Below are 25,702 nucleotides of genomic sequence, written 5' to 3' on the forward strand. Positions count from 1 at the left end.
GCGTCGATGCTGGTTCTTTGCGGCATCGCGGTGATCGTCGCCGGCTTCCTGCTCCGGTTCAATCCACTGCTCGTCGTCGCGGTGTCCGCGCTCGTAACGGGGCTCGCCGCCGGACTCGCTCCGCTCGCGATCCTTGCGGCGTTCGGCAAGGCCTTCAACGAGAACCGCTACGTCACCGTGATCTACATCGTGCTCCCGGTGATCGGGATGCTCGAACGCCACGGATTGCAGGAACGCGCGAGGCTCGCGATCGGCAAGCTCCGCGGCGCGACGGTCGGGCGCCTGCTGATCGGCTATTTGCTGTTCCGTCAGTTGACCGCGGCGCTCGGTCTGACCTCGATCGCCGGCCCGGCGCAGAGCGTCCGCCCGCTGGTCGCGCCGATGGCTGAAGCCGCCGCCGAAGCGCAGGGTGTCGCGCCGGGCGGTGACCGCATTCCGGCGATGGCCGCGGCAACCGACAATATCGGGCTCTTCTTCGGCGAGGATATCTTCATCGCGATCGGCTCGATCCTGCTGATGAAGGGAGTCCTCGAAGGCTATGGCATCGTCATCCAGCCGCTCCATCTCTCGATGTGGGCTATACCCACCGCGATTGCCGCATTCCTGATCCACGGCTTCCGCTTGTGGCTTCTCGATCGTCGATTGGCACGCGCGCGATGATCGGCACCGGCTTCATCTACGGCGTGGCCGGCCTGATGTTCGTGGCGTTCGGGGTCCTGAGCGCGACCGATCGCGCCAACCCGAAGCGGTTCGGCAACGCGGCGTTCTATGCGGTGCTGGCGTTCAGCTTCCTGCTCGGTGGGCGGCTGGGCGATATCGGCAACGGCGTTATCGTCCTGGCGCTCGTCGCGATCGCTGGTTCGGGCGCGATGGGGCGGGGCGGGCGTGCCACCACCACGCTCGACCAACGGCGTGTCGAGGCGGCCAGGCTCGGCAATCGGATATTCCTGCCCGCCCTTATCATCCCGTGCGCGGCACTCGGCGGTACGGTCCTGTTTCGCGCAGTCCCGAGCCTCGTCGACCCGAAGCAGGCAACGCTCGTCGCGCTGACGTGCGGCGTCCTGATCGCGCTGGTCGCAATGCACCTCTGGTTCCGCCCGCGCGTCGCGACACCGCTCGCCGAGGGCGTCAGGCTGATGGACGCGATCGGCTGGGCCGCCGTGCTCCCGCAGATGCTGGCGAGCCTTGGCGCGGTGTTCGCGCTCGCCGGCGTCGGCGATGTCGTCGGCGGTCTCGCCGGCCACGCGATCCCCGAGGGCAGCCTGATTGGCGCGGTGCTCGCCTATACGCTCGGCATGGCGCTGTTCACGATGGTCATGGGCAACGCGTTCGCGGCGTTCCCGGTGATGGCCGCGGCGATCGGCATCCCGCTGCTCGTGCGCCACTATGGCGGTGACCCCGCGGTGGTCGCGGCGATCGGCATGCTCAGCGGGTTCTGCGGCACGCTGATGACGCCGATGGCGGCGAACTTCAATCTTGTCCCCGCCGCGTTGCTCGAGTTGAAGGACAGGAACGCCGTCATCCGCGCGCAGGTGCCGACTGCGCTGCCGCTGCTCGCGGTCAACATCGGCTTGCTGTACTGGCTCGGGTTCAGGTGAGTGTGAGGGGTTTGCGATGACCGACTGGACGATGACGCGACGATCCGCGCTGACCGCGATGGCGGCGACGATCGCCGTACCCGCGGCGGCCAAGCGCTCGGTACGGCTGATCGCCGGCACCTACGCGCGCGAGGGCGGCAAGGGCCTGTATCCAATCGCCTATGATTCCGACCGCGACCGGTGGCAGGTCGAGGCACCGATACCTGGGATCGACGACGCGTCGTTCGGCGTGGGAGGCGGCCCCGGCGGCGCCTATTACCTCGTGCGCGAACAGACGCAGGGCGAGATTTCGGCGTATGCGCTGGGCTGGACGAAACGGGGCACCTCACCCACGAAGGGCGCGGACCCGTGCTACGTCGCGCTCGACCGCGCCAGCGGCTGCCTTGCGGTCGCGAATTATTCCAGCGGCGTCGTGGCGTTCCACCGGCTCGATCCGCGGACCGGCGTGCCGGGCGACCCGGTGCTGTTCGACCACGTCGGCAAGGGGCCCAGCACGGCCCGTCAGGAAGGGCCGCACGCGCATTGGGTCGGGTTCAGCCCGGATCGGCGGTGGCTGCACTCGATCGATCTCGGGACGGACACGCTCTACGCGTATCGCTTCGATCCGACCGCGCGGACGCTGGCTCGCCCGGTTGCGGCCTGGCACGCGGATCCTGGCGCGGGGCCACGTCACCTCGTCCATCACCCCAGATTGCCGCGCGCCTATGTCGTGTGTGAACTCTCCAACACGCTGCTGACGCTCGATGCGGGCGCGGACGGCCGCTTCGTCACGCGGTCGCGGCTGTCGACGCTGCCGGCGGGCTATCGTGGCGCGTCGCAGGCAGCGCATATCGCGATCGATCCGACCGGCCGGCGGCTCTACGTCTCGAACCGCGGACAGAACGGCATCGCCGTGTTCGCGCTCGATGCGGCGGGCGTACCGACGCTGCTCCAGCACATTGCCAGCGGTGGCGACTGGCCGCGCTTCTTCCTGCTGCTCGACGATGCGCGGCGGATGGTCGTCGCCAACGAGCGATCGGGCACGCTGGCGATCTTTGCGATCGGTCCGGACGGCACGCTGTCCGCCACCGGGCAGCAGCTCGCCGTACCGGGTGCGGTCTTCCTCGGCCGACTTTGACCGGTCAGCGCGCGCGGCGTTCGAGCAACGGCACCGCAGCCTCGTAGCGGGCCTGCGCCTCGAACGGCGTCGACCCGGTGGTCACGTCGATCGTCTGCCGCTGGATCGGTCCTGCGCCGGGCGTGGCCGGCGACCAGCGTGGCAACCCGGCGGCGTTGGGATTGCCCGTCTTGATGAAGGCCGTGAAATACCCCTGGAAGACCGCTGAGATCCGGCGATCGTCCGCGGTCCAGGCATAGGCCGGGTTGGTGTCGAGATTGCCCAGCGCATATTCGATCTCCGCGCTGTGCACCGCGCCCAGCGGTGCGACGTCGGGATTGGTCAGCGGCGGCAGCGCCCGCGGCCGCGGGTGCGCGAAATAATAATAATAGGTCGGCTGTCGCGAGCGGCGATGCAGGTCGAACCATTGCCAGGTCGATGCGCCGAGAAACGCGTCGCTCGCCAGCGCGGTCGCGGCGGCGGGAACCGCGGCGTCGGACGCTGCCGGATACAACGCGAACAGCGCGTCCGGGTCCGCGTAGAGCGTGCCGATCGCGGCGCGGTAGTTGGCGACGGTGGGCGCCTGACCGCGCAGGATGCTGGTCCACGCACCCTCCTGCGAATTCGAACCGACCAGCAACGGCACGCGGGCGGCACGACCCGCGGTGTAGGTATCGATCGGCGGTTCGGTGAGGAACAGCCCGTCGACGATGAAGTCCGCCGCCGCGTGCGCCTGATCCTGCGCCTTGAGCAGATCGGCCGCGGGCATCGCACGCAGCGCGGCCAGCGAGGGGGCTCCGGCAGCGCGCGCAAACGCCTCGCCCTGCGTGGTGGCGGTCGCGAGCGATTTCGGCCGGAACGTCGGCGGCAGGACACCCCCGCTTTCGCCGATCGCGCGCGCGAACCGCGTCCGGGTCAGCGGCGACGTCATCAGCACGCTGACCGACATCGAGCCTGCGCTTTCGCCGCCGATCGTGATCCGTGCGGGATCGCCACCGAACGCCGCGGCGTTGCGCCGGACCCATTCGAGCGCTGCCGCCTGATCGAGCAAACCGTAATTGCCCGCGGCGTGTGCCGGCGATTCCGCCGCCATTTCGCCGGTCGCGAGGAAGCCGAACACGCCCAGTCGGTAGTTGATCGTGACGACGACGATCCCCTGGCGTGCCATCGCCGCACCGTCGTAGCGCAGTTCGGAGCCATCGCCGGCGATCGCGCCGCCGCCGTGGATGTAGAACAGCACGGGAAGCTTCGCGCCCGGCTTGGTACCGGCAGGCGTCCAGACGTTGAGCGTCAGGCAATCCTCGTCGATCCGCGGCGAGCGAAACTTCATGTCGGCGAACAGAGGCTGCTGCATGCAGCGCGGGCCGAACGCGTCGGCCTTGCGCACGCCGCTCCAACGGGGAGCGGGCTTGGGCGGTTGCCACCGGAGCGCACCGATCGGCGGCGTGGCGTAGGGGATGCCGAGATACGCGTCGACGGGGGGCGCCGCCGCCGTCGAAGTCGCCAGACGCGTGCCGCCGAGCATGCCCTCCGCAACGCGCGCCTGTTGCGCGATCGCCGGTACCGCCAGCATGCCGCTCGCCAGCGCCGCTCCGCCTGCCATGGCCATTATCGCTGCCCGCATGTCATCCTCCATTTTGGTTTGGAGCGATGGTTGCAGCTTGCCGGGCTCTTGCCAAGCTGAACGGCGGTCGCGGGTCCATTCCCTCGTCGGACACCTGGTGGAAAACGATCCGGCGTATCGTTAGGCGCCGATCGTTCCTGCAACCCCGTCCGCAACGCCGAGCTCGAAGTCGGAGACGATCCTGATAGCGCCGCCGAGCCGTCGATAATGTTCCGCCCGGCGATACGCACCGCTGTTGCGCACCGAGTAGCTGAACGGCGCACGCCCCGCGATCACGAGCAGCGTCGTGGTGTTGCCGACCGCCGACACGATCCGGCCGCCGAGCGCCGCGATCCGCTGCGCCAATGCCCCGTCGCGTGGCGCGCCTGAGAGCGCGATGCGCTCGCCAGCGAGCGGTCCGGACGGCGCTGGACGGGGGGCGGGGCCGGGCTTGCGCGGCGGCGCCAGCCATTCGTCGAGCGCGATCCCGGTATGGTCGATCGCCTTGACGATCACCCAGCCGGCCGCGCGCGCATCGCTGAGCGCGTCGTGATGTTTGTGCGCGATCCCGAGATATTGCGCAAGCAGGCCGAGCCGGTGGCTTTCCAGATCGGGCCAGGCGCGCTTGGCGACGCGCACGCTGTCGAGCCAGACCGTCTCGATCGCCGGGCGGTCATGGACCCGGCAGGCGGCTGCAAGCGCGCCCTTGTCGAAATACGAGTGCGCAACCGTCGTGCGGCCGCTCAGATGACGATCGACGATCGCATGGACGTCGGCGAAGCTCGGCTGGCCGACGACGTGATGCTCGGCGATGCCGTGGATCCGCGTGTTGAACAGGTGGAATTCGTCGCGCGGGTCGACCAGCGTCTCGTAGTCGAAGATCTCGCGGCCGTCGCGGAACCCGACGATGCCGATCTGGCAGATGCTGCTGACCCGCGAACACGCGGTCTCGACGTCGATAACGACGAAGTCGGGCTGCAGGGTGACGGCATCGGCGATCATCGCGGTCGAGAGCATCCCGCCTCCATGCACGCATGCGAGAGCCGGATAAACATCTTTGACGGCAAGGACATGAGGGTCGCGGAAAAGCTGGTGCCCCCGGCGAGATTTGAACACGCGGCCTACGGTTTAGGAAACCGTCGCTCTATCCGGCTGAGCTACGGGGGCATCCGGGTGCGCATTACGACGGTCGGATGTGGCGATCAAGCGCCCGGTTCGCGATCGCCTTGAGCTGATTGCGTGGCCACTACGGGCAGGGCGATCAGACCGGCACTTGGGTAGTGGGGATCTTGTAGAGGCGCGATCAAGGGCGACGGGTATCGCTTACGATGCCCCGTCGCCGCTTGCCGTGCAGTGCGGGCGGTTAGGCCTTGACGTGCTGCGAGATGTACTTGTTCATCTCGAACATCGTGCACTTGTCACGCCCGAAGACCTTCTTCAGCTTCTCGTCAGCCAGAATCTCGCGCTTGTTCTCGGGGTTCTGGAGGTTGTGCGCCTTGATGTAGACCCACACCTTGCTGATCACTTCGCTGCGCGGCAGCTTGTCGTTGCCGACGATCTCGCCGAGCTCGGGAGAGGGCTGGACGGGGGCGTGGATGCCGCCGGTCTTGGGAGCTGTAGCCATAAGCATTCCTTCCTGTTGCGCGCGTGCGTTAGGCACTGCACGCGTGGTCACGCCTTGGTGAGCGCGTCCGCCTTGTGCGCTGCCTTGCCGCCCTTGTCACTCCTTACGATGAACTGGGGCTCCTCCTTGGACGCCTTGACGGTGTGGCCCTTGATCTTCGTGTCGCTGGTCTGCTTCTTCTCGACCGTGCCGTGCGCCTCGCCGCCGTGCGATTTCCACGTGACCTCGTCGCCCTTCTTCGGATCCTTCATCGCGCCATCTCCTTGATTTGAAAGGATCAAGCGCGGGAACGCGGCTTTGGTTGCATCGCGTATGGGTTGCAGACGCAGGGCACGAGGGCCATCAGGGCGGCAATCAAGGAGACCCACTCATGAAGACCCGCGCCGCCGTAGCCTTCGAGGCAAAAAAACCGCTCGAGATCGTCGAACTCGACCTCGAAGGGCCGAAATTCGGTGAAGTCCTCGTCGAAATCATGGCGACGGGCATCTGTCATACCGATGCGTACACGCTCGACGGGCTTGATTCGGAAGGCTTGTTTCCGAGCGTGCTGGGCCATGAAGGCGCGGGCATCGTCCGCGAAGTGGGCGCAGGCGTGACCAGCGTCGCGGTCGGCGATCACGTCATCCCGCTCTACACCCCCGAATGCCGCCAGTGTAAGTCGTGCCTCAGCGGCAAGACCAACCTGTGCACCGCGATCCGCGCCACGCAAGGCAAGGGGCTGATGCCCGACGGCACGACCCGGTTCAGCTATAAGGGCCAGCCTATTTTCCACTACATGGGCTGTTCGACCTTCTCGAACTTCACCGTGCTGCCGGAGATCGCGGTCGCCAAGATCCGCGAGGACGCGCCGTTCGATACCTCGTGCTACGTCGGCTGCGGCGTGACCACGGGCGTCGGCGCGGTGGTACATACCGCCAAGGTCCAGCCCGGCGACACGGTCGTGGTGTTCGGGCTCGGCGGGATCGGGCTGAACGTGATCCAGGGCGCGCGACTGGCCGGTGCCGGGATGATCGTCGGCGTCGACATCAATCCCGACCGCGAGGAATGGGGGCGTCGCTTCGGCATGACGCACTTCGCCAACCCGAAGGATGTGGGGGATATCGTCCAGCACATCGTCGCGATTACCGATGGCGGTGCGGATTACACCTTCGATGCGACCGGCAACACGACGGTGATGCGGCAGGCGCTGGAGGCGTGCCATCGCGGCTGGGGCACCTCGATCGTGATCGGCGTGGCCGAGGCGGGCAAGGAGATTTCGACGCGGCCGTTCCAGCTCGTCACCGGGCGCAACTGGCGCGGCACCGCGTTCGGCGGCGCGCGCGGGCGGACCGATACGCCGAAGATCGTCGACTGGTACATGAACGGGATGATCGAGATCGATCCGATGATCACGCACCGCCTGACGCTCGACGAGATCAACAAGGGCTTCGACCTGATGCACGCCGGCGAGAGCATCCGCTCCGTCGTGATCTACTGAGAGGCGGGGCCATGTTCACGCACATCATGCTTGGCGCGAGCGACATCGCCGCGTCGAAAGCGTTCTACGACGCGGCTTTGGGCGCGCTTGGCGTGCCCGAAGGCGTCACGGACGAATGGGGGCGGGTGGTCTATGCGCATGACGGCGGGCGCTTCCTGCTGACCAAGCCTATCGATGGGGAGCCGGCTAGCCACGGCAACGGCAGCACGATGGGGTTCGCAGCCGCCTCGACCGAAGCGGCCGATGCCTGGCACGCCGCGGGGCTGGCGAACGGTGGAACGGCCTGCGAGGATCCGCCGGGCGTGCGCGCGGCGACGGGAGGGCGGAAGCTCTACCTCGCCTATCTGCGCGATCCGTCGGGCAACAAGATCTGCGCATTGCACAGGGTCGCGTGATGGAGAGCGTCTCCACCAGCAAGGCGTATGGCGGCACGCAGGGCGTCTACCGCCACGCCTCGACCGCGACCGGCAGCGACATGACCTTCGCGGTCTACGTCCCGCCTCACGATGACGGTGCGCGGTTGCCGGTGCTGTGGTTCCTGTCGGGCCTGACCTGCACGCACGCCAACGTCATGGACAAGGGCGAGTATCGGCGCGCGTGTGCCGAACTGGGCGTGATCCTGGTCGCGCCGGATACCTCGCCACGCGGCGACGACGTGCCGGACGACGACGCGTACGACTTCGGCAAGGGCGCGGGCTTCTACGTCGATGCGACCGAGGAGCCCTGGGCGAAGAGCTTCCAGATGCGGACGTATGTCGAGGATGAACTGCCGGCGCTGATCGGAGCGAGATTTCCGGTGGCGGATATGGCGCGGCAGGGGATCTTTGGGCACTCGATGGGCGGCCACGGCGCGCTGACGATCGCGCTGCGCAATCCGGAGCGGTTCCGGAGCGTGTCGGCGTTCGCCCCTATCGTGGCGCCGTTGCAGTGCGCTTGGGGCGAGAAGGCGCTTGGCGGGTATCTCGGGGCGGATCGGACGACATGGCGGCCCTACGATGCCTGTGCACTGATCGAGGATGGTGCGCGGGTGAAGGACATCTTGGTCGATCAAGGCGACGCGGATGGCTTCCTGGTCGAGCAGTTGAAGCCCGAGTTGCTGGTGGCGGCGTGCGACGCGGCGGGGATCGACCTGACGCTACGCATGCAGCCCGGGTATGATCACAGCTACAACTTCATTTCGACGTTTATGAGCGACCATGTCGCGTGGCATGCGGAGCGAATGAAGCGCTAACCGCGGCTCCAGACGCTGCAAGACTATCGGTCTGCAGGCCGTGCCCTCACCCTCGCCGCCTTCGGCGTCTCTCCCTCTCCCGATGGGAGAGGGAAGGGGCGGGCAGCGTCTTCGCCGTGGTAGGATGGGGGCAAGGGAGAGTCCCAGCTCTGCATGAGCCAGCACGTAGCTCCACCCACACGTCATCCTGACGAAAGTCAGGATCAGGGTCACGAACGCCGCGCTGATGGGCTCTGGATCCTGACTTTCGTCAGGATGACGGCGGTGTAGTCGGATCCTCCCCCGCCAGGGGAGCTGGCTGGCGCTTGCCAGACGGAGGGGGCGGTAAGAGAAACGTTTGTTTCGTGCCCGCCCCATCCGTCACCTTCGGTGCCACCTCGCCCTGGCGGGGGAGGATCAGTCAGATCGCCTTCCTGTCCGACGGACCGCATTGCAACGGACCCGCCTCGAATGTCCCCTCAGAACTTGAACCCGGCCGCCACGCCATACCGGCGGGGTTCGATCGTGAAGATGTTGGTGAACAGCCCGGCCGACTGGTCGGTCACATACTGCCCGGTCGTTGCATCGTTCTTGGTCAGGTTCTGCACATAGGCGCGGACGTAGAAGCGGTCTTCGCGGGCGTTGAGTTGGACCTGCATGTTGACCACTTCGTAGCCGGGGATCCGGTCGATCGCGGTGTTGAAGATGCTTGCCGCCAACCCGCCGGTATAGTTGAGGTCGGCGCGTGGGACGAGGCTCATGCCGTTGGCGAAGTCGATCGTGTACTGTGCGCCCACCGACCATTTGTACGTCGGTGCCTGCGGCAGACGGTTGCCGCGGATGTTGGTCATTACCCCGTCGAGCACCGACACGCCGCTCGCCGCGGCGTTGGCCCCGAGCGCGGAGCAGATCCCGAACGCACCGGTTGCCGCGATCGTCGGGATCGCGGTCGGCGCGCGCAGGCCGATCGCGCGATTGACCGCCGCGACATAGCCGTTCGACAGCGCCGCGTTGCCCGCGACGTTGGGCACGACGACGCAGTTCGACGCGTTGGTGATGTCCTTGATGATCACCGCGTCCGACCGGCCGCCCGACACGTCGCGCGGGTTGACCAGCAGCTTGTCGCTCGACACCTTCGAATGCAGGTAGCTCGCGTTCATGTTGACCACGAACGCCGGGATCGGACTCACGATCGCCTCCGCCTCGACGCCGTAGATATCGGCGTCGACATTGTCGTTGACCGAGGTCCGTGCGACGATCCGGCTCAGCTGCAAATTCTTGTACTGATAATAGAAGCCGGTGAGGTTCAGCCTGAACCGGCCGCCGCCAAAGGTGTTCTTCGAGCCGATCTCGTACGCGTTGACCTGCTCGGGCAGGAACGTGTTGCTGACGTTGAACATCGGCAACAGCGGCGGGTTGATCCCGCCCGACTTGTACCCGCGCGAATAGGATGCGTAGAGCAGGTTGTTCTCGGTGATCCGGTAGTCGAGCACCGCGCGCCCGGTCAGCCGCGAGAAGCTGACCTGCGCATTGGCGAACTCCTGGCGGCCCGGCAGGTTCGGGTCGAAATCGACCGTGCCGTAGTTCAGCCCCTGCTCGATTCCGGTCGCGCCGATCGGCGTCAGCACGTTGAGCGCGAGGTTGCGCGCCTGGTCGGTCTTCTTGTCGTGGTTATACCGCAAGCCGACGGTCAGCTTGAGCTTGTCGGTGAACTTGAAATAGGTCTCGCCGAAGATCCCGTACGACTTCAGGCGGAACTCGGTATCGCTGTTGCGATAGAAGGGCGTCGACAGGAAATAGCCGTTGCCCGCGGGCAGCCCGGCTCCCGCCGCGTTTGCCGAACCGAGAATGCCGGAGGCGTAATCGAGCCCGAACGCGTTGACGAAATAATCGGTGTTGGTCGACTTGCTGTCGACATAGATGCCGCCGAGCAGGAAGTTGAACATGCCCTCGAAATTGCTGTCGAGATGCGCTTCAGCGGAATATTGGCGGTTCACCTGGCGCGAGCGATCGAAGTCGAGGCTCTGCGGATAACAGCCGATCGAGTTGCCGCCATAGATGCCGACGTTGTTGGGGTCCGCCGCCGACTGGCATGCGCCGCCGGCGGGCCCGTTGGGGATCAGGGTCTGGCGCACGCCGTTCAGGAACGCGAACGGCGATCCGGGGCGGGCGAGCGCGTTGAGCGTGGCGAGCCCGACATTGTTGGCCAGCGGGTTCTCGACCGCGAGGTTATAGTCGGTCGTGCTGTCGACCGCGTTGCGCGTGTAGCCGCCGGTGAAGTTCAGGCTGACCGGGCCGAAATCGTGGAAGATCTTGGCGGTATATTGCTCCTCCTCGGCGAAATAGGTCGGGCTGTAGTCGAGCGATACGGTCCGCACGTTGGCCGGGTTGACGACGCCGGTATAGGTATCCTGACCATAGAGGCTCTGCAGCCCGAAGCGCGCCAGCGCGGGGTTGTTGACCGCGAAGAACTCGTTCGAACTGAGCACCGCGGACAGCGTCGAATTGCCGTTCGCGGTCTCGTTGACGAGCCGGTCGGGAAGGCAGCCGAGGATGCCGGTCGGATCGCGGTGGCAAAGTTGCTTCTGCAACCGCGAACGGTCGTCCTTCTCGCGGAAATAATAGCCGATCAGGTCGACCCGGGTGTCGCTGGTCGGCTCCCACGACAGCGTGCCACGGATCGAATACAGGTCGCGCCCGTCGATCTTGCGGCCGTCGTACAGGTTCTTGGTATAGCCGTCGCGGTTGAGATAGGTGCCGGCGACGCGGATGCCGAGCGTGTCGGTGAAGGGCAGGTTGATCATCGCCTTCACGCGCTTCGAATCATAGTTGCCGTATTCGAACTCGGCCGCCGAATGTATGCCGGAGAGGTCGGGCTTTGCCGAGATGAAGTTGACGACGCCCGACGTGGCGTTGCGGCCGAACAGCGTCCCCTGCGGCCCGCGAAGGACCTCGATCCGCTCCAGGTCGAAGAACTCGCTCTCGAACAGCCGGGTGGTGACCAACGGCATGTCGTTGACGTGGATCGCGGTCGCGGTGTCGCAGGTCGCGCCGGTGCACAGATCGCCGATCCCGCGGATCGTGAAGCTCGACGTGGTGAAGTTGGTCTTGGTGAAGGTGATGTTGGGCAGCGTCTGCTGAAGCGCGCTCGGGTTGACGATCTGCTGCTTGGCGATGTTGTCCGCGGTAAAAGCGCTTACAGCGATCGGAACATCCTGCAGACGCTGCGATTGGCGTTGCGCGGTAATCACGATATCCTGCGACGCGTAGGGATCGGCGGTGGACACGTCTCGTGTCGTTTGCGTCGACGGGGCTTCCTGCCCGGGCCCGTTGGTGGGCGCGGTGTTTTCGGCCGATGTGGTGGTAGCGGTCTGCGCCATTGCCGGCGCAATCGACAGGAGTATCATCGCCGATGCGGCGAGCAATTCGAACTTTGCCATGGCAGTCCTCTCCCCGATCGTGCCGGTCTATGCCGATTCACGATTTAGATTTTCAGGTATGGCGAAGTAACGACCAAAAAAATCAACCGTCAACGCTTTTTGAACCCCGTATTACGGGGATTTACGGCGCGTTGCTCAAATAAAACAGTTGCAAAAGAGGACCCATGTTCCGATGTTTGGGTATGCTGACAAAGGGTGTTGCGATGCGGGATGAACTGAACGGGTCCGAGGGGCGGCGAGCTGGGGGCGATGTGCTGGGTCCCGACGGCAAGGTGATTGTCCCCGAAGACGTAGCGTCGGCGATCCGTACGCTGATCCGCTGGGCGGGCGACGATCCCACGCGTGAAGGGCTGCTCGATACACCGCGCCGTGTTGCACGTGCGTGGAAGGAATATTGCGCGGGCTATGGCGACGATCCGGCGAAACACCTCGAACGCGTGTTCGAGGAAGTCGGTGGCTATGACGAGATCGTCCTGTTGAAGGACATCCCGTTCCAGTCGCATTGCGAGCATCACATGGCGCCGATCATCGGCAAGGCGCACATCGCGTACCTGCCACGTGACCATGTCGTCGGCATTTCGAAGCTCGCACGCGTGCTGCATGGCTTCGCGCGGCGGCTGCAGGTGCAGGAGCGGCTGACCGCAGAGGTCGCGGACTGCATCTGGGACAACCTCAAGCCGCAGGGCGTCGCGGTGGTGATCGAGGCAAGCCATGCCTGCATGACCGCGCGCGGTGTCCGCACGCCGGGAGTGACGATGGTCACGAGCCGAATGATGGGCGTGTTCCGCGACGACGAACGCAGCCGCAAGGAAGTGCTCGCGTTGATGGGGCGCGGCGTTTGATGCGAACCGTCCTGGTGACGGGCGGGGCGAAGCGGCTGGGTGCGGCGATCGTCCGGCGGCTGGCGGCGGACGGGCATGCGGTGGTCGTGCACCAGGGACATTCCCCCCACGAGGCGGCTGCGCTGGTGGCGGAGATCGTCGATGGCGGCGGGCATGCTGCTGCGGTGGCGGGGGACCTGAGCGATCTCGCCGCGATCGGCGACCTGTTCGCGGCGGCGCGGGCCGCGATCGGGGGGCCGATCGACGGGCTGGTAAACTGTGCGTCGAAGTTCGAGTTCGATCGTCCGCCAAGCGTCGATCCGGTACTGTTCGCCGAGCTGGGCGCGATCAATTGCGGCGCACCGGTGCTGCTCGCGTCGGCACTCGCGTCGCAGGACGACGTCGCGGATGGCGCGGTGGTCAACGTGCTTGACCAGAAGGTGGCGAACCTCAACCCGGACTTCTTCTCGTACAGTTGCGGCAAGATCGCGCTGGAGGGGGCGACGACTATGCTGGCGCAAGCACTCGGGCCGCGCATCGCAGTGAACGCGGTATCGCCGGGGCTGACCTTGCCGAGCGGGGACCAGAGCGACGAGGAGTTCGCGGCCGTGGCGAGCGACAATCTGCTGCGGCGACCGGTCGGAGCGGAGGCGGTCGCCGATGCGGTGGCGTGGCTGCTGACTGCGAAAGCCGTGACGGGGCAAAATCTGTTCGTTGACTGCGGGCAGCGGTTTCTAGTGCGCGATAGCGACGTGATGTTTGAGGGACGTAATGGCTGAGTTCACGACGATCCTCGACGGGCTCGAAGTCATGATGCGGCTCGGCATCCATCCGCACGAGGTTGCGCCGCAGCGGGTGGTCGTCTCGGTCGAGATGACGGTGATGTATCCAGGCCCGCTCGGCGAGGATGCGATCGAGGAAGTGCTCGACTATGATTTCGTCCGCACGGGGATTCGAGCGCTGACGGCGGAGCGCCCGTTCGCGTTGCAGGAGACGCTCTGCGAGGCGATCGCCAGGCTGTGCTTGGCGGATGCGCGAGTGAGGCGGGTTAAGGTCCGAACGGTGAAGGCCGATGTCTACCCCGACGCCCGCGTCGGCTGCGAGATCGTTCGCACTCGCTGATCCTCCCCGCACGCGGGGAGGGGGACCAGCGTAGCTGGTGGTGGGGGTGTGCCTCGCACGGTACGCGTGGGGAAGCCCCCCTCCACCCCCACGCAAGCGCGTGGCGGTCCCCCTCCCCGTGCCGGGGAGGATTACGCGAGCGCAAATGGCGCACTGCTCCCTCTCCCCTCCGGGGAGAGGGCTGGCGTGAGGGGCTGTTCCAGGCTGAGCACTGCTTGGCTGCCCCTCACCCCGACCCTCTCCCCGGAGGGGAGAGGGAGGTGCGCATCAGGCTCGGTTCGCTGCCGACAACACCGCACGGACCGAGGCGGTCGCTATGTCGGTGTCCATGCCGACGCCGAACACCGTCCGACCCTCGGCCGTCCGGCATTCGACATACGCCGCCGCCTGCGCATCCGCGCCGTGGCCGATCGCGTGCTCGTTGTAATCCACCACGTCGAGCGTCGGCCCGGTCGACTCCGCGATCGCTGCGATCACGCCGGAGATCAGCCCGTTGCCGCGCCCCGAGATCGACCGCTCCTCGCCGTCGATTGCGACGCGGCCGATGAACACCCGCTGCCCCGAGGCACCGCTTTCCTCGTAATCACGCAGTTCCACCCGGTCGTCAGCCTGCGGCATGTACGTCCGCTCGAACAGACCCCAGATATCGCCTGCGTTCAGCTCACGGCTGGTCTCGTCGGCATAAGCCTGGACGTGCCGGCTGAAGTCCGCCTGCAACCGCTTGGGCAGCTTCAGGCCCTTGTCCTGCTCGATCACCCAGGCAACGCCGCCCTTGCCCGACTGCGAATTCACGCGGATAACCGCCTCGTAGCTGCGACCCAGATCGGCAGGGTCGATCGGGAGATACGGCACCTCCCACAGCGTGTCGTTCTTCGCCTCCTGCGCCGCGAAGCCCTTCTTGATCGCGTCCTGATGCGAGCCCGAAAACGCGGTGAAGACCAGATCGCCGGCATAGGGCGTGCGCGGGTGGACGGGGATGTTGGTGCAGTAATTGACCGTGTTCACGACGCCGTCGATGTCCGACAAGTCGAGCTTCGGGTCGACGCCTTGCGTGTACATGTTGAGCGCGACGGTCACGAGATCGCAATTGCCGGTGCGCTCGCCATTGCCGAGCAGGCAGCCCTCGACCCGGTCCGCACCCGCCATCATGCCGAGCTCCGCCGCCGCGACGCCGGTGCCGCGGTCGTTGTGCGTGTGCAGGCTGATCGCCACCGCATCGCGGTTGCGGATGTTGCGCCCGAACCATTCGATCTGGTCGGCATAGATGTTCGGCGTCGCGCATTCTACGGTCGCGGGCAGGTTGAAGATGATCGGGTTCTCGGGCGTCGGCATCAGCACGTTCATCACCGCCTCGCAGACCTCGAGGCTGAAATCGAGCTCGGCGGTCGAGAAGGTTTCGGGGCTGTATTCGAACTGCCAGCGGACGTTCGGCTGCTTGGCGGCTTCGTCGCGCAACACCTTCGCGCCATCCACGGCGATCTGCTTCACCTGCGCACGGTCCATGCCGAACACGATCTTGCGCCACGCCGGCGACACCGCGTTGTAGAGATGGACGATCGCGGTCTTCGCGCCGACCAGGCTGGCAAAGCTCGTCTCGATCAGGTCGCGGCGCGACTGGGTCAGCACCTGGATCGATACGTCGTCGGGGATGCGGCCGGTCTTCACGAGGCCGGAGATGAAGTCGAATTCGGTCGCGCCCGCGCTCGGGAAGCCGACCTCGATCTCCTTCAGCCCGACCTTGCAGAGCAGGTCGAAGAAGCGCGTCTTCTTCTCCGCATCCATCGGGTCGATCAGCGCCTGGTTGCCGTCACGCAGATCGGTGGAGAGCCAGCGCGGCGGCTTGACGATGGTCTTCGACGGCCATTCGCGGTCGGGCAGGTCGACTTGTGGGAAGGGTCGGTATTTGGTCGATGGGTCGCGCAGCATGGCCAGTCTCTCGTGTCGTCGGGAGCGTTCGGGTCAGCCCTTAGGCGCGAGGCGCGGGGCATGGCCACCGCGCAAACGATCGGCGCGCCTAAGGGCGCGTAAGTCGAAGCAGCAGGAGGCGGCCGTGCGTCATTGATGGCGTCCTATCGCGCGGACACGGTCCGTGTCCAGCGCGATAGGAAAATTGGTATATTATTGCGCGGAGAACGCGGCGTTGATCGTCAGGTCGACCTTGTCCGACACGACCGGGGCGTAGGCGCCGAGGTTGAAGTCGCTGCGCTTGATCGAGGTCGTCGCGCGGAAGCCGAAGTTGAGCTTCTTGTTCATCGGGTTCGCACCCGCGCCGACGAAGGTCGCCTGGAGCACGACGGGCTTGGTGACGCCCTTCAGCGTGAGGTCGCCGGTGATCGTCGCCCTGTCGCCGGTCGCGACGATCTTGGTCGAGACGAACTTGGCGGTCGGGTAGGTCGCGGCGTCGAAGAAGTCCTTCGACTTCAGATGGCCGGCGAACGGCGCGGCGGTGACCGAGAGCTGGTCGATCGCGAAATTCACCTCGACCTTGGTCGCGTTCGGCTTGGCGGGATCGATCGTGATGCTGCCCCCCGACGCGCCGAGCTGCCCTTCGAGCATCGAGAAGCCCATGTGGTTGACGGCCCACGTGACCTGCGTGTGGTTCGGGTCGACTGCGTAGGTGCCAGCGGCGACGCGTGCCTTGACGGGGGCGCCGGGGATGGCGGCGGTCTGCGCCATGATAGGCGCGGCGGTGAGGGCGAGGATCGAGGCTAGAACTAGGCGCATGCGGGGTCTCCTGTTTGACGCGCGATGCTGGCCGAGCGGGGCGGGCGCGTCAAACGGCGTTATGCCAACGCTGTGTTTCGGATTTGGGTTGGTGGGAGGGAGGCGAGGGCGCCGCAACCTCTTGTTCCCCCGCGGACGCGGGGGCCCAGCTAAACCACGAACACCGCCCGAGACCCTGGACCCCCGCGTTCGCGAGGGAACAGGATAGGCAGCGATGACGCTTCCCTAAAACGCCACCACCCCGGCGAAGGCCGGGGCCCAGTTGAGGGACGTGACTAACTGAACACTGCGCTCCGTTACTCCGGCCTCTCCAACTGGGCCCCGGCCTTCGCCGGGGTGGCGGAATCGACGCTGAGCTAGGACTCACTTCACGCCAACCCGTCGGCCCCGGCGAAGCCGTGCCCTATGGGCAGGCTTCGTCGTGCCGGCCGCGCTCACGCGCGTTCGCTTCGCTCAGTTGCGCTCGCGATCCACCAAAGCATTCTTCCCGATCCACGGCATCATGCCGCGCAGTTCGCTGCCGATCTTCTCGATCGGATGCGCCAGCGCCTGCTTACGCGCCGCCTTCAGCTCAGGCTGCCCCGCACGATTATCGAGGATGAAGTTCTTCACGAACCGTCCCGACTGGATATCCGCCAGCACGCGCTTCATCTCGGCCTTGGTCTCCGACGTGATGATCCGCGGACCGGTCGTGATGTCGCCATATTCCGCGGTGTTCGAGATCGAATAGCGCATGTTGGCGATGCCGCCCTCGTACAGCAGGTCGACGATCAGCTTGGTCTCGTGGAGGCACTCGAAATACGCCATCTCGGGCGCGTAGCCGGCTTCGACCAGCGTCTCGAACCCGGCCTGGATCAGGTGGGTGATGCCGCCGCACAGCACGGCCTGCTCGCCGAACAGGTCGGTCTCGCATTCCTCGCGGAAGTTGGTCTCGATAATGCCCGAGCGCCCGCCGCCGACGCCCGATGCATAGGCGAGCGCGATGTCATGCGCGTTGCCCGACTTGTCCTGGTCGATCGCGATCAGGCAGGGGACGCCGCCGCCGCGGACATATTCGCTGCGCACGGTGTGGCCGGGGCCCTTGGGCGCGATCATGATGACGTCGAGATCGGCGCGCGGCTCGATCAGGCCGAAATGCACGTTGAGGCCGTGGGCGAACGCGATCGTCGCACCCTGCTTGAGGTTGTCGTGCAGGTCGGCAGCGTAGATCGCCGCCTGATGCTCGTCGGGGGCGAGGATCATGACGATGTCCGCCCAGGCGGCAGCTTCCTTGTTCGACTTGACCGCGAAGCCCGCCTCGATCGCCTTCTTGGCGGTCGCCGAGCCCTCGCGGAGCGCGATCGCGACGTCCTTGACGCCTGAATCGCGGAGGTTCTGCGCGTGCGCATGGCCCTGCGAACCATAGCCGACGATCGCGATCTTCTTGTCGGTGATGAGGTTCAGGTCGGCGTCGCGATCGTAATAGACACGCATTGGATTCTTCCTTCTTTCGTCATTCCGGCGAACGCCGGAACCCAGGGTTCCAGGCGGCGCCGATTGTGGCTCTGGATCCTGACGTTCGTCAGGATGACGCAGTAATTCAGGCCGGCTCTTTGCCGCGGGCGATCGCGACGATGCCGGTACGGGCGACTTCGATCAGGCCGACTTCGCCCATGAGTTCGACGAACTTGTCGATCTTGTCGATGCCGCCGGTAACCTCGAACACGAAGCTCGACGTCGTCGCGTCGACCACGCGGGCGCGGTAGACGTCGGCGAGGCGCAATGCCTCGATCCGGTGGTCGCCGGTGCCGCGCACCTTCACCAGCGCTAGCTCACGCTCGACGTGCGCGCCCTGTGCCGTGAGGTCGGTGACCTTGTGCACCGGCACCAGCCGGTCGAGCTGGGCGATGATCTGCTCCATCGTCGCCGGCGACGCGCTGGTGACGATCGTGATCCGGCTGACCGACTTATCCGCGGTGATCTCGCTCACCGTCAGGCTCTCGATATTATAGCCGCGCGCGGTGAACAGGCCGGCGATCCGGGCGAGGATGCCGGGTTCGTTGTCGACGATGACGGCGAGCGTGTGCCGCTCGGCCTTTTCCTGGGAAATGTGCATCTTAAACCAGCGCCTTCGCTTCGTCGTCCATCGTGCCGGACACTTCGTTCGCCTGCAGGATCATGTCGGTATGCGCCGCGCCCGACGGGATCATCGGAAAGCAGTTGGTCAGCTGCGACACACGGCAATCGACGATCACCGGGCCGTCATACGCCAGCATCTCGGCGATCCCGCTGTCGAGCTGATCGCGCGTCTCGATCAGGATGCCCTTCCAGCCATATGCCTCGCCCAGCTTGACGAAATCGGGCAGCGAATCCGAATAGCTCTCGGCATAGCGGCTCTCATAGGTGAGCTCCTGCCACTGGCGGACCATGCCCATATACTGGTTGTTGAGGATGAAGATCTTCACCGGCAACCGGTATTGCGACGCGGTGGCCAGCTCCTGGATGTTCATCTGGATCGACGCTTCGCCAGCGATGTCGATCACTAGCGCGTTCGGGTTACCAAGCTGCGCGCCGATCGCTGCGGGCAGGCCGTACCCCATCGTGCCGAGACCACCGCTGGTCAGCCACTTGTTCGGCTTTTCGAACCCGAAATGCTGCGCCGCCCACATCTGGTGCTGGCCGACCTCGGTCGTGATGATCGGCGAGCGTGCATGCGTGGCGTCGAACAGCGCCCGGATCGCGCGCTGCGGCATGATCTCGTTCGGATCGTTCTCGGGGAAATCGAGACACTTCACCGCGCGCCAGCCGGCAATGCGACGCTGCCAGTCGGTCGTGTCGGGCTTGGGATGCTGGCGGCTCTTCCAGATCCGCACCATGTCCTCGAGCGCATGGCCGACGTCCGCGATGATCCCGAGATCGACGCGCACCGTCTTGTTCACCGACGAGCGATCGATGTCGATATGCACCTTCCGCGAGTTCGGGCTGAACGCATCGAGACGTCCGGTCACGCGATCGTCGAAGCGCGAGCCGAGCGCGACGACGAGGTCAGCCTGGTTCATCGCCATGTTGGCTTCGTAGGTGCCGTGCATCCCGAGCATGCCGAGCCACTGCGGCCCCGATGCTGGATAGGCGCCAAGGCCCATCAGCGTCGACGTCACTGGTGCGCCGGTGATGCGGACGAGTTCGCACAGCAACTGGCTCGCGGCCGGACCCGAATTGATGATGCCGCCGCCGGTGTACAGGATCGGGCGTTCGGCCGCGGCGAGCATGTCGACGAGCTGCTCGATCTGCGACTGGTCGGCCTTCACCTGCGGGCGATAAGTCTTGTGCTGGATCGGCCCCGGCTTCTTGTAGCGCGCGGTCGCGACCTGCACGTCCTTGGGAATGTCGACGACCACCGGCCCCGGACGTCCCGAGGTGGCGATGTGGAACGCCTCGTGGATCACGTCGCCCAGGCGGGCGGGGTCCTTGACGAGGTAATTGTGCTTCGAGCAATGGCGCGTGATGCCGACCGTATCGGCTTCCTGGAACGCGTCGGTACCGATCAACGCGGTCGGCACCTGGCCGGTGATCACGACCATCGGGATCGAGTCCATCAGCGCGTCGGTGATGCCGGTCACGGCATTGGTCGCGCCGGGGCCGGAGGTGACGAGCACCACGCCGGGCTTGCCGGTCGAGCGCGCATAGCCTTCGGCGGCATGCGTCGCAGCCTGTTCGTGGCGCACGAGGATGTGCTTGATCCGGCCACTGCGAAACAGCGCGTCGTAGATCGGCAGCACGGCACCACCCGGATAGCCGAAGACGACCTCCACGCCGAGATCGCACAGCGCCTCGATCAGGATATCGGCTCCACTCTTCTCGGTCATTTCATATCATCCTTTGCGAGAACGCTGCCTTTAGCGTCTCGTGGTGGGGCCGGCTACCGATATAAAAGATGCGTGTCAAACATCATTTGAGCAATATAGTTTCAAATTGCTGCAAGCGCGTTGGTAGATCGAGCGCTTCGGTGCGGGGCCAGGCGGCGGGCGGCTGGTGTCGGAGCCACGTATATTGGCGCTTGGCGTAGCGCCGCGTGGCGAGCGATCCGGCGGCGATGGCGTCGGGTTTCGAGGTCTCGCCGCGGACCAAGGCGGCGATCTCGGGCACACCGATCGCGCGGCGGATCGGCGCGTCCTGCGGGATGTCGGTGCGAGCGAGCAGCGCAGTGATTTCGTCGCGGCTGGTGTCGGCCATTTCGGCGAAGCGCTGGTCGATGCGCGCGTTGAGCCAGTCGCGGTCGGGGATCAGGATCAGCGCGCGGACGTCGATCGTCTCGCCGATCCCGCCGACCTTCTCTGTCTGCCAGTCGGCAAGCGTGCGGCCGGTGCCGCGGACGACTTCGAGCGCGCGGGCGACGCGGGTGGTGTCGGCTGCGTTGAGCTTGGTCGCGGCCTGCGGATCAAGTTGCGTAAGTGCTGCGTGCGCCTCCGCGACGGGGATGGCGCGGACTTGCTCGCGAAGGGCCGGGTCGATGTCTGGGACGGGTGCGATACCGTCGAGCAGCGTGCGGATATAGAGCCCCGTGCCACCCACGAGGATCGGCAACTTCCCCTCCGCGAGGGTATCGCGGATCGCTAGCGTCGCCTCGGCGGCCCAGCGCGCCGCGGAGTAGGTCGCGTCGGCGGCATCCACATGACCGAACAGGCGGTGCGATGCGCTTGCCTCTTCTTGTGTAGATGGCCGCGCAGTGAGGATGCGGAGGTCGGCATAGACCTGCGCGGAGTCGGCGTTGATGACGACGCCATCGTGGCGCGCAGCGATGGCGAGCGCGAGCGCGGACTTGCCGCTCGCGGTCGGCCCTGCGATGAGCGCGACCTTCGGGAGAGCGCCCGTTGATTGGGAGATGGGTATGTTCACGGCAACGCTTATAGCCTCGGGCACGCTGACCGCAGGCGATATTTCGACCGCGATGGACCGCCTGCGCGCCGCCGACTGCGCGCCAGGCGTCAGCGGCTGGATCGACGAGGGCGACGCCGCCGACCTGATCTTCGGGATGGCGCCGGACGCGGCTCGGACCGCGCTCGAGGGGGCATTCGTGGCGACCGACGTGGTCGTACAGTCGAGCCTGACGCGCACCAAGACGTTGCTCGTCGCCGACATGGACTCGACGATGATCACCGTCGAATGCATCGACGAACTCGCCGACTACGCGGGCATCAAGCCACAGATTGCCGAGATCACCGAACGCGCGATGCGCGGCGAACTCGATTTCGAGGCGGCGCTCGATGCGCGCGTAGCCCTCCTCAAGGGACTAGCCGAAAGCGACATCGAACGCTGTCTGACCGAACGCGTCACGATCATGCCGGGCGCAAAGGCGTTGGTCCGGACAATGCGCGCGCGGGGTGCTCTGGCGGTGCTGGTATCGGGCGGCTTCACGCGGTTCGCGGAGCCGGTAGCCAAGGAGATCGGCTTCGACCGCGCGATCGCCAACGTGCTGGAGATCGAGAGTGGCGTACTGACGGGGACAGTGACCAAGCCGATCGTCGGGTCGAATACGAAGCTGACGACGTTGCGCGCTGCGATCGCCGAGCGGGGGATTGTGGTGGAGGAGTCGCTCGCGGTCGGTGATGGCGCGAACGACTTGGCGATGATCGAGGCGGCGGGGCTGGGCGTGGCCTACCACGCCAAGCCGATCGTCGCGGCTGCCGCAGCAGCGCGGATCGATCACGGCGACCTTACCGCGCTACTGTACGCACAAGGCATCGCGCGGCGGCATTGGGTGTTGGACTAGTCAAATACCGTCATCTTGACCAAAGTCAGGATCCAGAGCCAGGGAGGCTACGCTGCTTGGCTCTGGATCCTGGGTCGAGCCCAGGATGACGGGGTAAACAGAGGTGGACGCTTCCAATCAGCCGCCGTTTCTGGCGGCCAATTAGTCGTTTCACCCCTTCGCCAACGGCGTGCCGCTCGCGTTGCAAACATACGTCGCAAGTTCCTCGCGCAACGGCAGGCCCTTGATCGGGCGCAGCGGACCGTCATGCGCTACGTTGGTCTCGACCAGCGCACGGTTCGGGCCGACACCGAGGACGTGGAACAGGCGCTTGCCGCAATCCGTCTCGGTCCGCGCATAGGCGACCTTGCCGTCATGCTCCTGCCGCAGGATCGCGATGATAGTGCCCCCCACGGCTTTGCGCTCCCGCAACAGGAAGTGGCGTGACGTCGGATCGGAGGGGGTAGGGATCAGCCGGCCCTTGACCGTCAGCTGCTCGGGCTTGGGTACCGCCACCTCGGTCTCGGCAAGGTTGCGCAACGACACGCCGTTATCCACCATCGCGTCGGTATTGGTAGTCGCGGGCTGTTCGCCAGAACACGCGGCCAACAGCGTTGCGCCGGCAAGTGCCAGCGCCAAGGTCTTCGAAATCATTCATCTAGCTCCCGGTCGATGTCGAAACGAAACGACCGGTCCGGCTATTTGATCCCTGCCGCCTCGCAGCGCACGCCTGCGAATGCGGCGGGTCGGCGCAATCTGGCGGTCGAGCCGCGGCACGCCGCGCCACGGCCGTGGAGCTTCAGGGCGCGACGATCACGCACGGCACACCCGCCGCCGAGCAGGCGCGCGTCGCATCCGCCTTGGAGGGAAAGCCGCCGGCCTGCAGCCGCGTCACGCTGCCCGCCTTGGCGTAGAAGGGCTGGGCGCCGCGAAGCTTGCCACGCACCTGGTTCCAAAGCGTTTCCGCATTGCCCTGATCGCGGAACGCGCCGAGCTGGACCCGCCAGTTTCCGGTCGCGCGAGCCACGGCAGGCTTGGGGGCGGCAGACTTGGTTGCGCTCCGCTTTGCAGCTTCCGATTTGGCCAACTCCGCCTTCGGCGGCTTTGCGGGCGATGGCGCGGCGGGCTCGCGAACCGGAGCAGGCACACGCGCCGGCAACGAACTGGCAGGCAGGTTCGCGGGCCGCGGCATGTCGGCGGGACGCGACGCAGGCACGGTGGCGACGCCGACCGTCGATCGCGGCGTCGGCGCCGCTGGCGAGGCTTGCGCCTGCAACGCAAAATGCTGTGCCAGCGCGGTGCCCTTTTCGCGGTCCGCCGGCGAGATATACTGGTCCATCTGCGTCAGCGTCTGCGAAGCGGACTGGAGTCCCGATGCCGAGGCGCGGCTCATCAATGCGTAGGCACGCGGATAATCGCGCGTCACGCCGTCGCCGTTGAACAGCATCGTCCCCAGCACGAGCTGCGTCCTGGGTTCGCCGCGCGCCGCCGATTTCTCGAGCCACGGCAGCGCGTCGGTCTTCTTACCCGACTGGAACAGCGCCAGACCGTAATTGTCCTCGGCCTGGAGATGCCCCTGCATCGCCGCCTTGCGAAACCAGCTTTCGGCCAGCGTCAGGTCGAGCGGCACGCCGCGGCCGAGCTTGTACGCCTGCGCGAGATTGAACTGCGCATCGGCGTCGCCGGCGATCGCGAGCGGACGCCAGATGCCGACCGCGCGTGCGAAATCGCCTTTTGCCCAGGCATCGACCCCGGACTTGACGTCGGCCCCAGCCGGCGCGGCCGCCGACACGCGATCCGCCGTCAGCATGCCCCCCGTCGCCAGCATGCTGCTCAGCACCACAGCACCCCAGAAACGTCCGTGCCCAGCCTTCATCGGTCTACCTCGTGTCAATATCGCACCACCATGCCGCCGTTCGTCCGGCAAGGGAAGGCGGGGCAGGAATTCTGCCCCGATCGCATCCATTTCGACTCCTAAATGCACCCATTATGACGTCGCGTTAACCTATTCTTATGCCCGCGCATGGCATTCCCTCGGTCGACAAAAGGGGTTCGGGGAATATGCGCGTTCTAGCGTTCGCATCGCAGAAAGGGGGATCGGGGAAGACGACCTTGACCGGCCATCTCGCGGTCCAGGCCGAGCGTGCCGGACACGGTCCCGTCGTCCTGATCGACATCGATCCGCAAGCGTCGCTGTCCGACTGGTGGAACGAGCGCGTCGCGGACGAGCCCGCGTTCGCGCAGACGACCGTCGCGCGCCTCGCCGCCGATCTCGAGATCCTCCGCCAGCAAGGCTTCAAGCTGGCGATGATCGATACCCCGCCGGCGATCACGATGGCGATCCAGAGCGTCATCCAGGTCGCCGAACTGATCGTCGTGCCGACCCGCCCGAGCCCGCACGATCTGCGTGCGGTCGGCGCGACGGTCGACATGTGCGCCCGCGCCGGCAAGCCGCTGATCTTCGTCGTCAACGCCGCCACGCCTAAAGCACGTATCACCGCCGACGCGACGCTCGCGCTGTCGCAGCATGGCACGGTCGCTCCGGTCGTCATCCATCAGCGCACCGATTTCGCGGCCTCGATGATCGATGGCCGGACGGTCATGGAGGTCGATGCGAAGAGCCGCTCGACCGCCGAGATCGAGGCGCTGTGGACCTATGTCTGCGACCGGCTCGAGAAGAATTTCAGACGCACCGTCTTCGCCGTGCCGGCCGCCGCGGCAATCCGTCCCGCCGCCGGGGGCTTCGGCCGTCGGATCGTGGGGTGACGCGATGACCCAGCCCAAACCGATGGCATCGCTGTCCCCCTCGCTGCTCGCGCGCAAGGGGACCGCGAGGCCGGCCATGCGGCCTCAGGACGTGACCGGCGCAGCACCGGCCGATGTCGGCGAGGATCTCGGCTGGAACGACCTGGGCGAGGGGCCGGACCGCGACGGGATGCCGTCCGTGTTGATCGAACGCGACGCGCTCACGACCGAACTCGAACAGCGCACGGTCGCGGTGACACCGGTATCGCTTGCGGCCGCATCGCGGATCGGCCGCGAGGCGGCGGCAAAGACTAGCGTTACGAAGGCTGCGTTCACGTTGCGGCTCGATGCCGATCGGCACCTGAAACTCAGGCTGGCGAGTGCTGTCACCAAAACCTCTTCGCAGCAGCTGGTCATCCAGGCGCTCGACGAATTCCTGCGCCGCCTGCCCGAAGTCGATGCGCTCGTCGCGCAACTGCCGCGGGCAAAGCCCCGCAAACGTTAAAACAGGGAT

The 25,702-nt window shown here is 66.1% G+C and carries 25 protein-coding genes and 1 tRNA gene; 12 read left to right on the plus strand and 14 right to left on the minus strand.

The genetic code is table 11. The features are described from left to right. Positions 1 to 6 precede the first annotated feature (6 nt). The 3 genes from ASF09_RS02670 to ASF09_RS02680 are packed head-to-tail and all read left to right on the plus strand — an operon-like array spanning position 7 to position 2,715. A complete protein-coding gene (locus ASF09_RS02670; protein ID WP_060524346.1) occupies positions 7 to 660 on the plus strand; it encodes a DUF969 domain-containing protein in 654 nt (217 codons plus the stop codon). Beyond that, positions 657 to 1,598 (plus strand): DUF979 domain-containing protein, encoded by a 942-nt coding sequence (locus tag ASF09_RS02675; RefSeq protein ID WP_060524348.1) that lies wholly within the window; start codon positions 657 to 659, stop codon positions 1,596 to 1,598. The genes ASF09_RS02670 and ASF09_RS02675 overlap by 4 nt, the downstream gene beginning before the upstream one ends. Positions 1,599 to 1,614: 16 nt before the next feature. Beyond that, positions 1,615 to 2,715 (plus strand): lactonase family protein, encoded by a 1,101-nt coding sequence (locus tag ASF09_RS02680; protein ID WP_060524350.1) that lies wholly within the window; start codon positions 1,615 to 1,617, stop codon positions 2,713 to 2,715. Between the two features lie 4 nt (positions 2,716 to 2,719). On the opposite strand, the gene ASF09_RS02685 is transcribed toward ASF09_RS02680, so the two are convergent. From ASF09_RS02685 to ASF09_RS02705, 5 genes are all read right to left on the minus strand, one after another. Further along, a complete protein-coding gene (locus ASF09_RS02685) occupies positions 2,720 to 4,318 on the minus strand; it encodes a carboxylesterase/lipase family protein (RefSeq protein WP_156359146.1) in 1,599 nt (532 codons plus the stop codon). Positions 4,319 to 4,438: 120 nt separating this feature from the next. Next, a complete protein-coding gene (locus tag ASF09_RS02690; protein ID WP_235529531.1) occupies positions 4,439 to 5,314 on the minus strand; it encodes an exonuclease domain-containing protein in 876 nt (291 codons plus the stop codon). Between the two features lie 73 nt (positions 5,315 to 5,387). Beyond that, a tRNA-Arg gene (locus ASF09_RS02695) sits at positions 5,388 to 5,464 on the minus strand. Positions 5,465 to 5,660: 196 nt separating this feature from the next. Beyond that, positions 5,661 to 5,921, minus strand: coding sequence for an SWIB/MDM2 domain-containing protein (locus ASF09_RS02700; protein ID WP_031394799.1), 261 nt, complete (start codon positions 5,919 to 5,921; stop codon positions 5,661 to 5,663). Between the two features lie 47 nt (positions 5,922 to 5,968). Beyond that, complete coding sequence (locus ASF09_RS02705; RefSeq protein ID WP_056048079.1) at positions 5,969 to 6,172, minus strand: DUF2945 domain-containing protein; 204 nt, start codon at positions 6,170 to 6,172, stop codon at positions 5,969 to 5,971. 119 nt (positions 6,173 to 6,291) lie between these two features. Between ASF09_RS02705 and ASF09_RS02710 the strand changes: the two genes are divergently transcribed. Genes ASF09_RS02710 through fghA form a run of 3 tightly spaced genes read left to right on the plus strand, consistent with a single transcriptional unit; the run spans position 6,292 to position 8,629 of the window. Continuing rightward, positions 6,292 to 7,398 carry an S-(hydroxymethyl)glutathione dehydrogenase/class III alcohol dehydrogenase gene (locus ASF09_RS02710; RefSeq protein ID WP_060524354.1) on the plus strand — a complete coding sequence of 369 codons (1,107 nt, stop codon included), beginning with the start codon at positions 6,292 to 6,294 and terminating at the stop codon, positions 7,396 to 7,398. Positions 7,399 to 7,409: 11 nt separating this feature from the next. After that, entirely contained in the window at positions 7,410 to 7,793 is a 384-nt protein-coding gene (locus tag ASF09_RS02715; RefSeq protein ID WP_060524356.1) for a VOC family protein, read from the plus strand. Then, a complete protein-coding gene (fghA, locus tag ASF09_RS02720; protein ID WP_060524359.1) occupies positions 7,793 to 8,629 on the plus strand; it encodes an S-formylglutathione hydrolase in 837 nt (278 codons plus the stop codon). The genes ASF09_RS02715 and fghA overlap by 1 nt, the downstream gene beginning before the upstream one ends. 458 nt (positions 8,630 to 9,087) lie before the next feature. Here fghA and ASF09_RS02725 read toward each other — a convergent pair whose 3' ends face one another. Next, the gene (locus ASF09_RS02725) at positions 9,088 to 12,048 is read right to left on the minus strand and encodes a TonB-dependent receptor (RefSeq protein WP_060524361.1); all 2,961 of its coding nucleotides are present in this window, start codon (positions 12,046 to 12,048) and stop codon (positions 9,088 to 9,090) included. A 203-nt stretch (positions 12,049 to 12,251) separates the two neighbouring features. On the opposite strand from ASF09_RS02725, the gene folE reads away from it, so the two are divergent. From folE to ASF09_RS02740, 3 genes are read left to right on the plus strand one after another with little or no spacing between them, the layout of a single operon-like run. Then, a complete protein-coding gene (folE, locus tag ASF09_RS02730; RefSeq protein WP_060524940.1) occupies positions 12,252 to 12,890 on the plus strand; it encodes a GTP cyclohydrolase I FolE in 639 nt (212 codons plus the stop codon). Continuing rightward, positions 12,890 to 13,648 (plus strand): SDR family NAD(P)-dependent oxidoreductase, encoded by a 759-nt coding sequence (locus tag ASF09_RS02735; RefSeq protein ID WP_060524363.1) that lies wholly within the window; start codon positions 12,890 to 12,892, stop codon positions 13,646 to 13,648. The genes folE and ASF09_RS02735 overlap by 1 nt, the downstream gene beginning before the upstream one ends. After that, on the plus strand, positions 13,641 to 13,991 hold the full coding sequence (locus ASF09_RS02740; RefSeq protein WP_060524365.1) for a dihydroneopterin aldolase: 351 nt from the start codon (positions 13,641 to 13,643) through the stop codon (positions 13,989 to 13,991). The genes ASF09_RS02735 and ASF09_RS02740 overlap by 8 nt, the downstream gene beginning before the upstream one ends. A 267-nt stretch (positions 13,992 to 14,258) precedes the next feature. Here the strand turns inward: ASF09_RS02740 and leuA are convergent, their stop codons facing one another. The 6 genes from leuA to miaA form a co-directional block, all read right to left on the minus strand. Beyond that, complete coding sequence (leuA, locus tag ASF09_RS02745; RefSeq protein ID WP_060524367.1) at positions 14,259 to 15,917, minus strand: 2-isopropylmalate synthase; 1,659 nt, start codon at positions 15,915 to 15,917, stop codon at positions 14,259 to 14,261. Between the two features lie 192 nt (positions 15,918 to 16,109). Continuing rightward, positions 16,110 to 16,715 carry a YceI family protein gene (locus ASF09_RS02750; protein ID WP_060524369.1) on the minus strand — a complete coding sequence of 202 codons (606 nt, stop codon included), beginning with the start codon at positions 16,713 to 16,715 and terminating at the stop codon, positions 16,110 to 16,112. 453 nt (positions 16,716 to 17,168) lie between these two features. After that, positions 17,169 to 18,188 carry a ketol-acid reductoisomerase gene (ilvC, locus tag ASF09_RS02755; protein ID WP_056048109.1) on the minus strand — a complete coding sequence of 340 codons (1,020 nt, stop codon included), beginning with the start codon at positions 18,186 to 18,188 and terminating at the stop codon, positions 17,169 to 17,171. A gap of 106 nt (positions 18,189 to 18,294) precedes the next feature. Further along, positions 18,295 to 18,810 (minus strand): acetolactate synthase small subunit, encoded by a 516-nt coding sequence (gene ilvN, locus ASF09_RS02760; protein WP_056048113.1) that lies wholly within the window; start codon positions 18,808 to 18,810, stop codon positions 18,295 to 18,297. A gap of 1 nt (position 18,811) precedes the next feature. Beyond that, positions 18,812 to 20,560, minus strand: coding sequence for an acetolactate synthase 3 large subunit (locus ASF09_RS02765; RefSeq protein WP_060524372.1), 1,749 nt, complete (start codon positions 20,558 to 20,560; stop codon positions 18,812 to 18,814). An 82-nt stretch (positions 20,561 to 20,642) separates the two neighbouring features. Further along, complete coding sequence (gene miaA, locus ASF09_RS02770) at positions 20,643 to 21,590, minus strand: tRNA (adenosine(37)-N6)-dimethylallyltransferase MiaA (RefSeq protein WP_060524374.1); 948 nt, start codon at positions 21,588 to 21,590, stop codon at positions 20,643 to 20,645. On the opposite strand from miaA, the gene serB reads away from it, so the two are divergent. Then, positions 21,583 to 22,464, plus strand: coding sequence for a phosphoserine phosphatase SerB (gene serB, locus ASF09_RS02775; RefSeq protein WP_060524376.1), 882 nt, complete (start codon positions 21,583 to 21,585; stop codon positions 22,462 to 22,464). The genes miaA and serB overlap by 8 nt on opposite strands. Positions 22,465 to 22,614: 150 nt before the next feature. Here serB and ASF09_RS02780 read toward each other — a convergent pair whose 3' ends face one another. Further along, on the minus strand, positions 22,615 to 23,097 hold the full coding sequence (locus ASF09_RS02780; protein ID WP_060524378.1) for a hypothetical protein: 483 nt from the start codon (positions 23,095 to 23,097) through the stop codon (positions 22,615 to 22,617). A 145-nt stretch (positions 23,098 to 23,242) separates the two neighbouring features. Next, entirely contained in the window at positions 23,243 to 24,319 is a 1,077-nt protein-coding gene (locus ASF09_RS02785) for an SPOR domain-containing protein (protein WP_327196535.1), read from the minus strand. A gap of 185 nt (positions 24,320 to 24,504) precedes the next feature. Between ASF09_RS02785 and ASF09_RS02790 the strand changes: the two genes are divergently transcribed. Continuing rightward, on the plus strand, positions 24,505 to 25,209 hold the full coding sequence (locus ASF09_RS02790) for a ParA family protein (RefSeq protein ID WP_056048126.1): 705 nt from the start codon (positions 24,505 to 24,507) through the stop codon (positions 25,207 to 25,209). 4 nt (positions 25,210 to 25,213) lie between these two features. Further along, positions 25,214 to 25,693, plus strand: a complete 480-nt coding sequence (locus ASF09_RS02795) for a hypothetical protein (protein ID WP_082444011.1) — start codon at positions 25,214 to 25,216, stop codon at positions 25,691 to 25,693. The last annotated feature ends 9 nt before the right edge of the window (positions 25,694 to 25,702 follow it).

It is taken from the genome of Sphingomonas sp. Leaf242 (genome assembly GCF_001422045.1).
In the GTDB taxonomy this organism is placed as follows: domain Bacteria; phylum Pseudomonadota; class Alphaproteobacteria; order Sphingomonadales; family Sphingomonadaceae; genus Sphingomonas.

Coding starts and splice junctions, on each gene's coding strand:
- ASF09_RS02670 (WP_060524346.1), top strand. CDS start 7: ATGCTGGTTCTTTGCGGCATCGCGGTGATCGTCGCCGGCTTCCTGCTC.
- ASF09_RS02675 (WP_060524348.1), top strand. CDS start 657: ATGATCGGCACCGGCTTCATCTACGGCGTGGCCGGCCTGATGTTCGTG.
- ASF09_RS02680 (WP_060524350.1), top strand. CDS start 1,615: ATGACCGACTGGACGATGACGCGACGATCCGCGCTGACCGCGATGGCG.
- ASF09_RS02685 (WP_156359146.1), bottom strand. CDS start 4,318: ATGCGGGCAGCGATAATGGCCATGGCAGGCGGAGCGGCGCTGGCGAGC.
- ASF09_RS02690 (WP_235529531.1), bottom strand. CDS start 5,314: ATGCTCTCGACCGCGATGATCGCCGATGCCGTCACCCTGCAGCCCGAC.
- ASF09_RS02700 (WP_031394799.1), bottom strand. CDS start 5,921: ATGGCTACAGCTCCCAAGACCGGCGGCATCCACGCCCCCGTCCAGCCC.
- ASF09_RS02705 (WP_056048079.1), bottom strand. CDS start 6,172: ATGAAGGATCCGAAGAAGGGCGACGAGGTCACGTGGAAATCGCACGGC.
- ASF09_RS02710 (WP_060524354.1), top strand. CDS start 6,292: ATGAAGACCCGCGCCGCCGTAGCCTTCGAGGCAAAAAAACCGCTCGAG.
- ASF09_RS02715 (WP_060524356.1), top strand. CDS start 7,410: ATGTTCACGCACATCATGCTTGGCGCGAGCGACATCGCCGCGTCGAAA.
- fghA (WP_060524359.1), top strand. CDS start 7,793: ATGGAGAGCGTCTCCACCAGCAAGGCGTATGGCGGCACGCAGGGCGTC.
- ASF09_RS02725 (WP_060524361.1), bottom strand. CDS start 12,048: ATGGCAAAGTTCGAATTGCTCGCCGCATCGGCGATGATACTCCTGTCG.
- folE (WP_060524940.1), top strand. CDS start 12,252: ATGCGGGATGAACTGAACGGGTCCGAGGGGCGGCGAGCTGGGGGCGAT.
- ASF09_RS02735 (WP_060524363.1), top strand. CDS start 12,890: ATGCGAACCGTCCTGGTGACGGGCGGGGCGAAGCGGCTGGGTGCGGCG.
- ASF09_RS02740 (WP_060524365.1), top strand. CDS start 13,641: ATGGCTGAGTTCACGACGATCCTCGACGGGCTCGAAGTCATGATGCGG.
- leuA (WP_060524367.1), bottom strand. CDS start 15,917: ATGCTGCGCGACCCATCGACCAAATACCGACCCTTCCCACAAGTCGAC.
- ASF09_RS02750 (WP_060524369.1), bottom strand. CDS start 16,715: ATGCGCCTAGTTCTAGCCTCGATCCTCGCCCTCACCGCCGCGCCTATC.
- ilvC (WP_056048109.1), bottom strand. CDS start 18,188: ATGCGTGTCTATTACGATCGCGACGCCGACCTGAACCTCATCACCGAC.
- ilvN (WP_056048113.1), bottom strand. CDS start 18,810: ATGCACATTTCCCAGGAAAAGGCCGAGCGGCACACGCTCGCCGTCATC.
- ASF09_RS02765 (WP_060524372.1), bottom strand. CDS start 20,560: ATGACCGAGAAGAGTGGAGCCGATATCCTGATCGAGGCGCTGTGCGAT.
- serB (WP_060524376.1), top strand. CDS start 21,583: ATGTTCACGGCAACGCTTATAGCCTCGGGCACGCTGACCGCAGGCGAT.
- ASF09_RS02780 (WP_060524378.1), bottom strand. CDS start 23,097: ATGATTTCGAAGACCTTGGCGCTGGCACTTGCCGGCGCAACGCTGTTG.
- ASF09_RS02785 (WP_327196535.1), bottom strand. CDS start 24,319: ATGAAGGCTGGGCACGGACGTTTCTGGGGTGCTGTGGTGCTGAGCAGC.
- ASF09_RS02790 (WP_056048126.1), top strand. CDS start 24,505: ATGCGCGTTCTAGCGTTCGCATCGCAGAAAGGGGGATCGGGGAAGACG.
- ASF09_RS02795 (WP_082444011.1), top strand. CDS start 25,214: ATGACCCAGCCCAAACCGATGGCATCGCTGTCCCCCTCGCTGCTCGCG.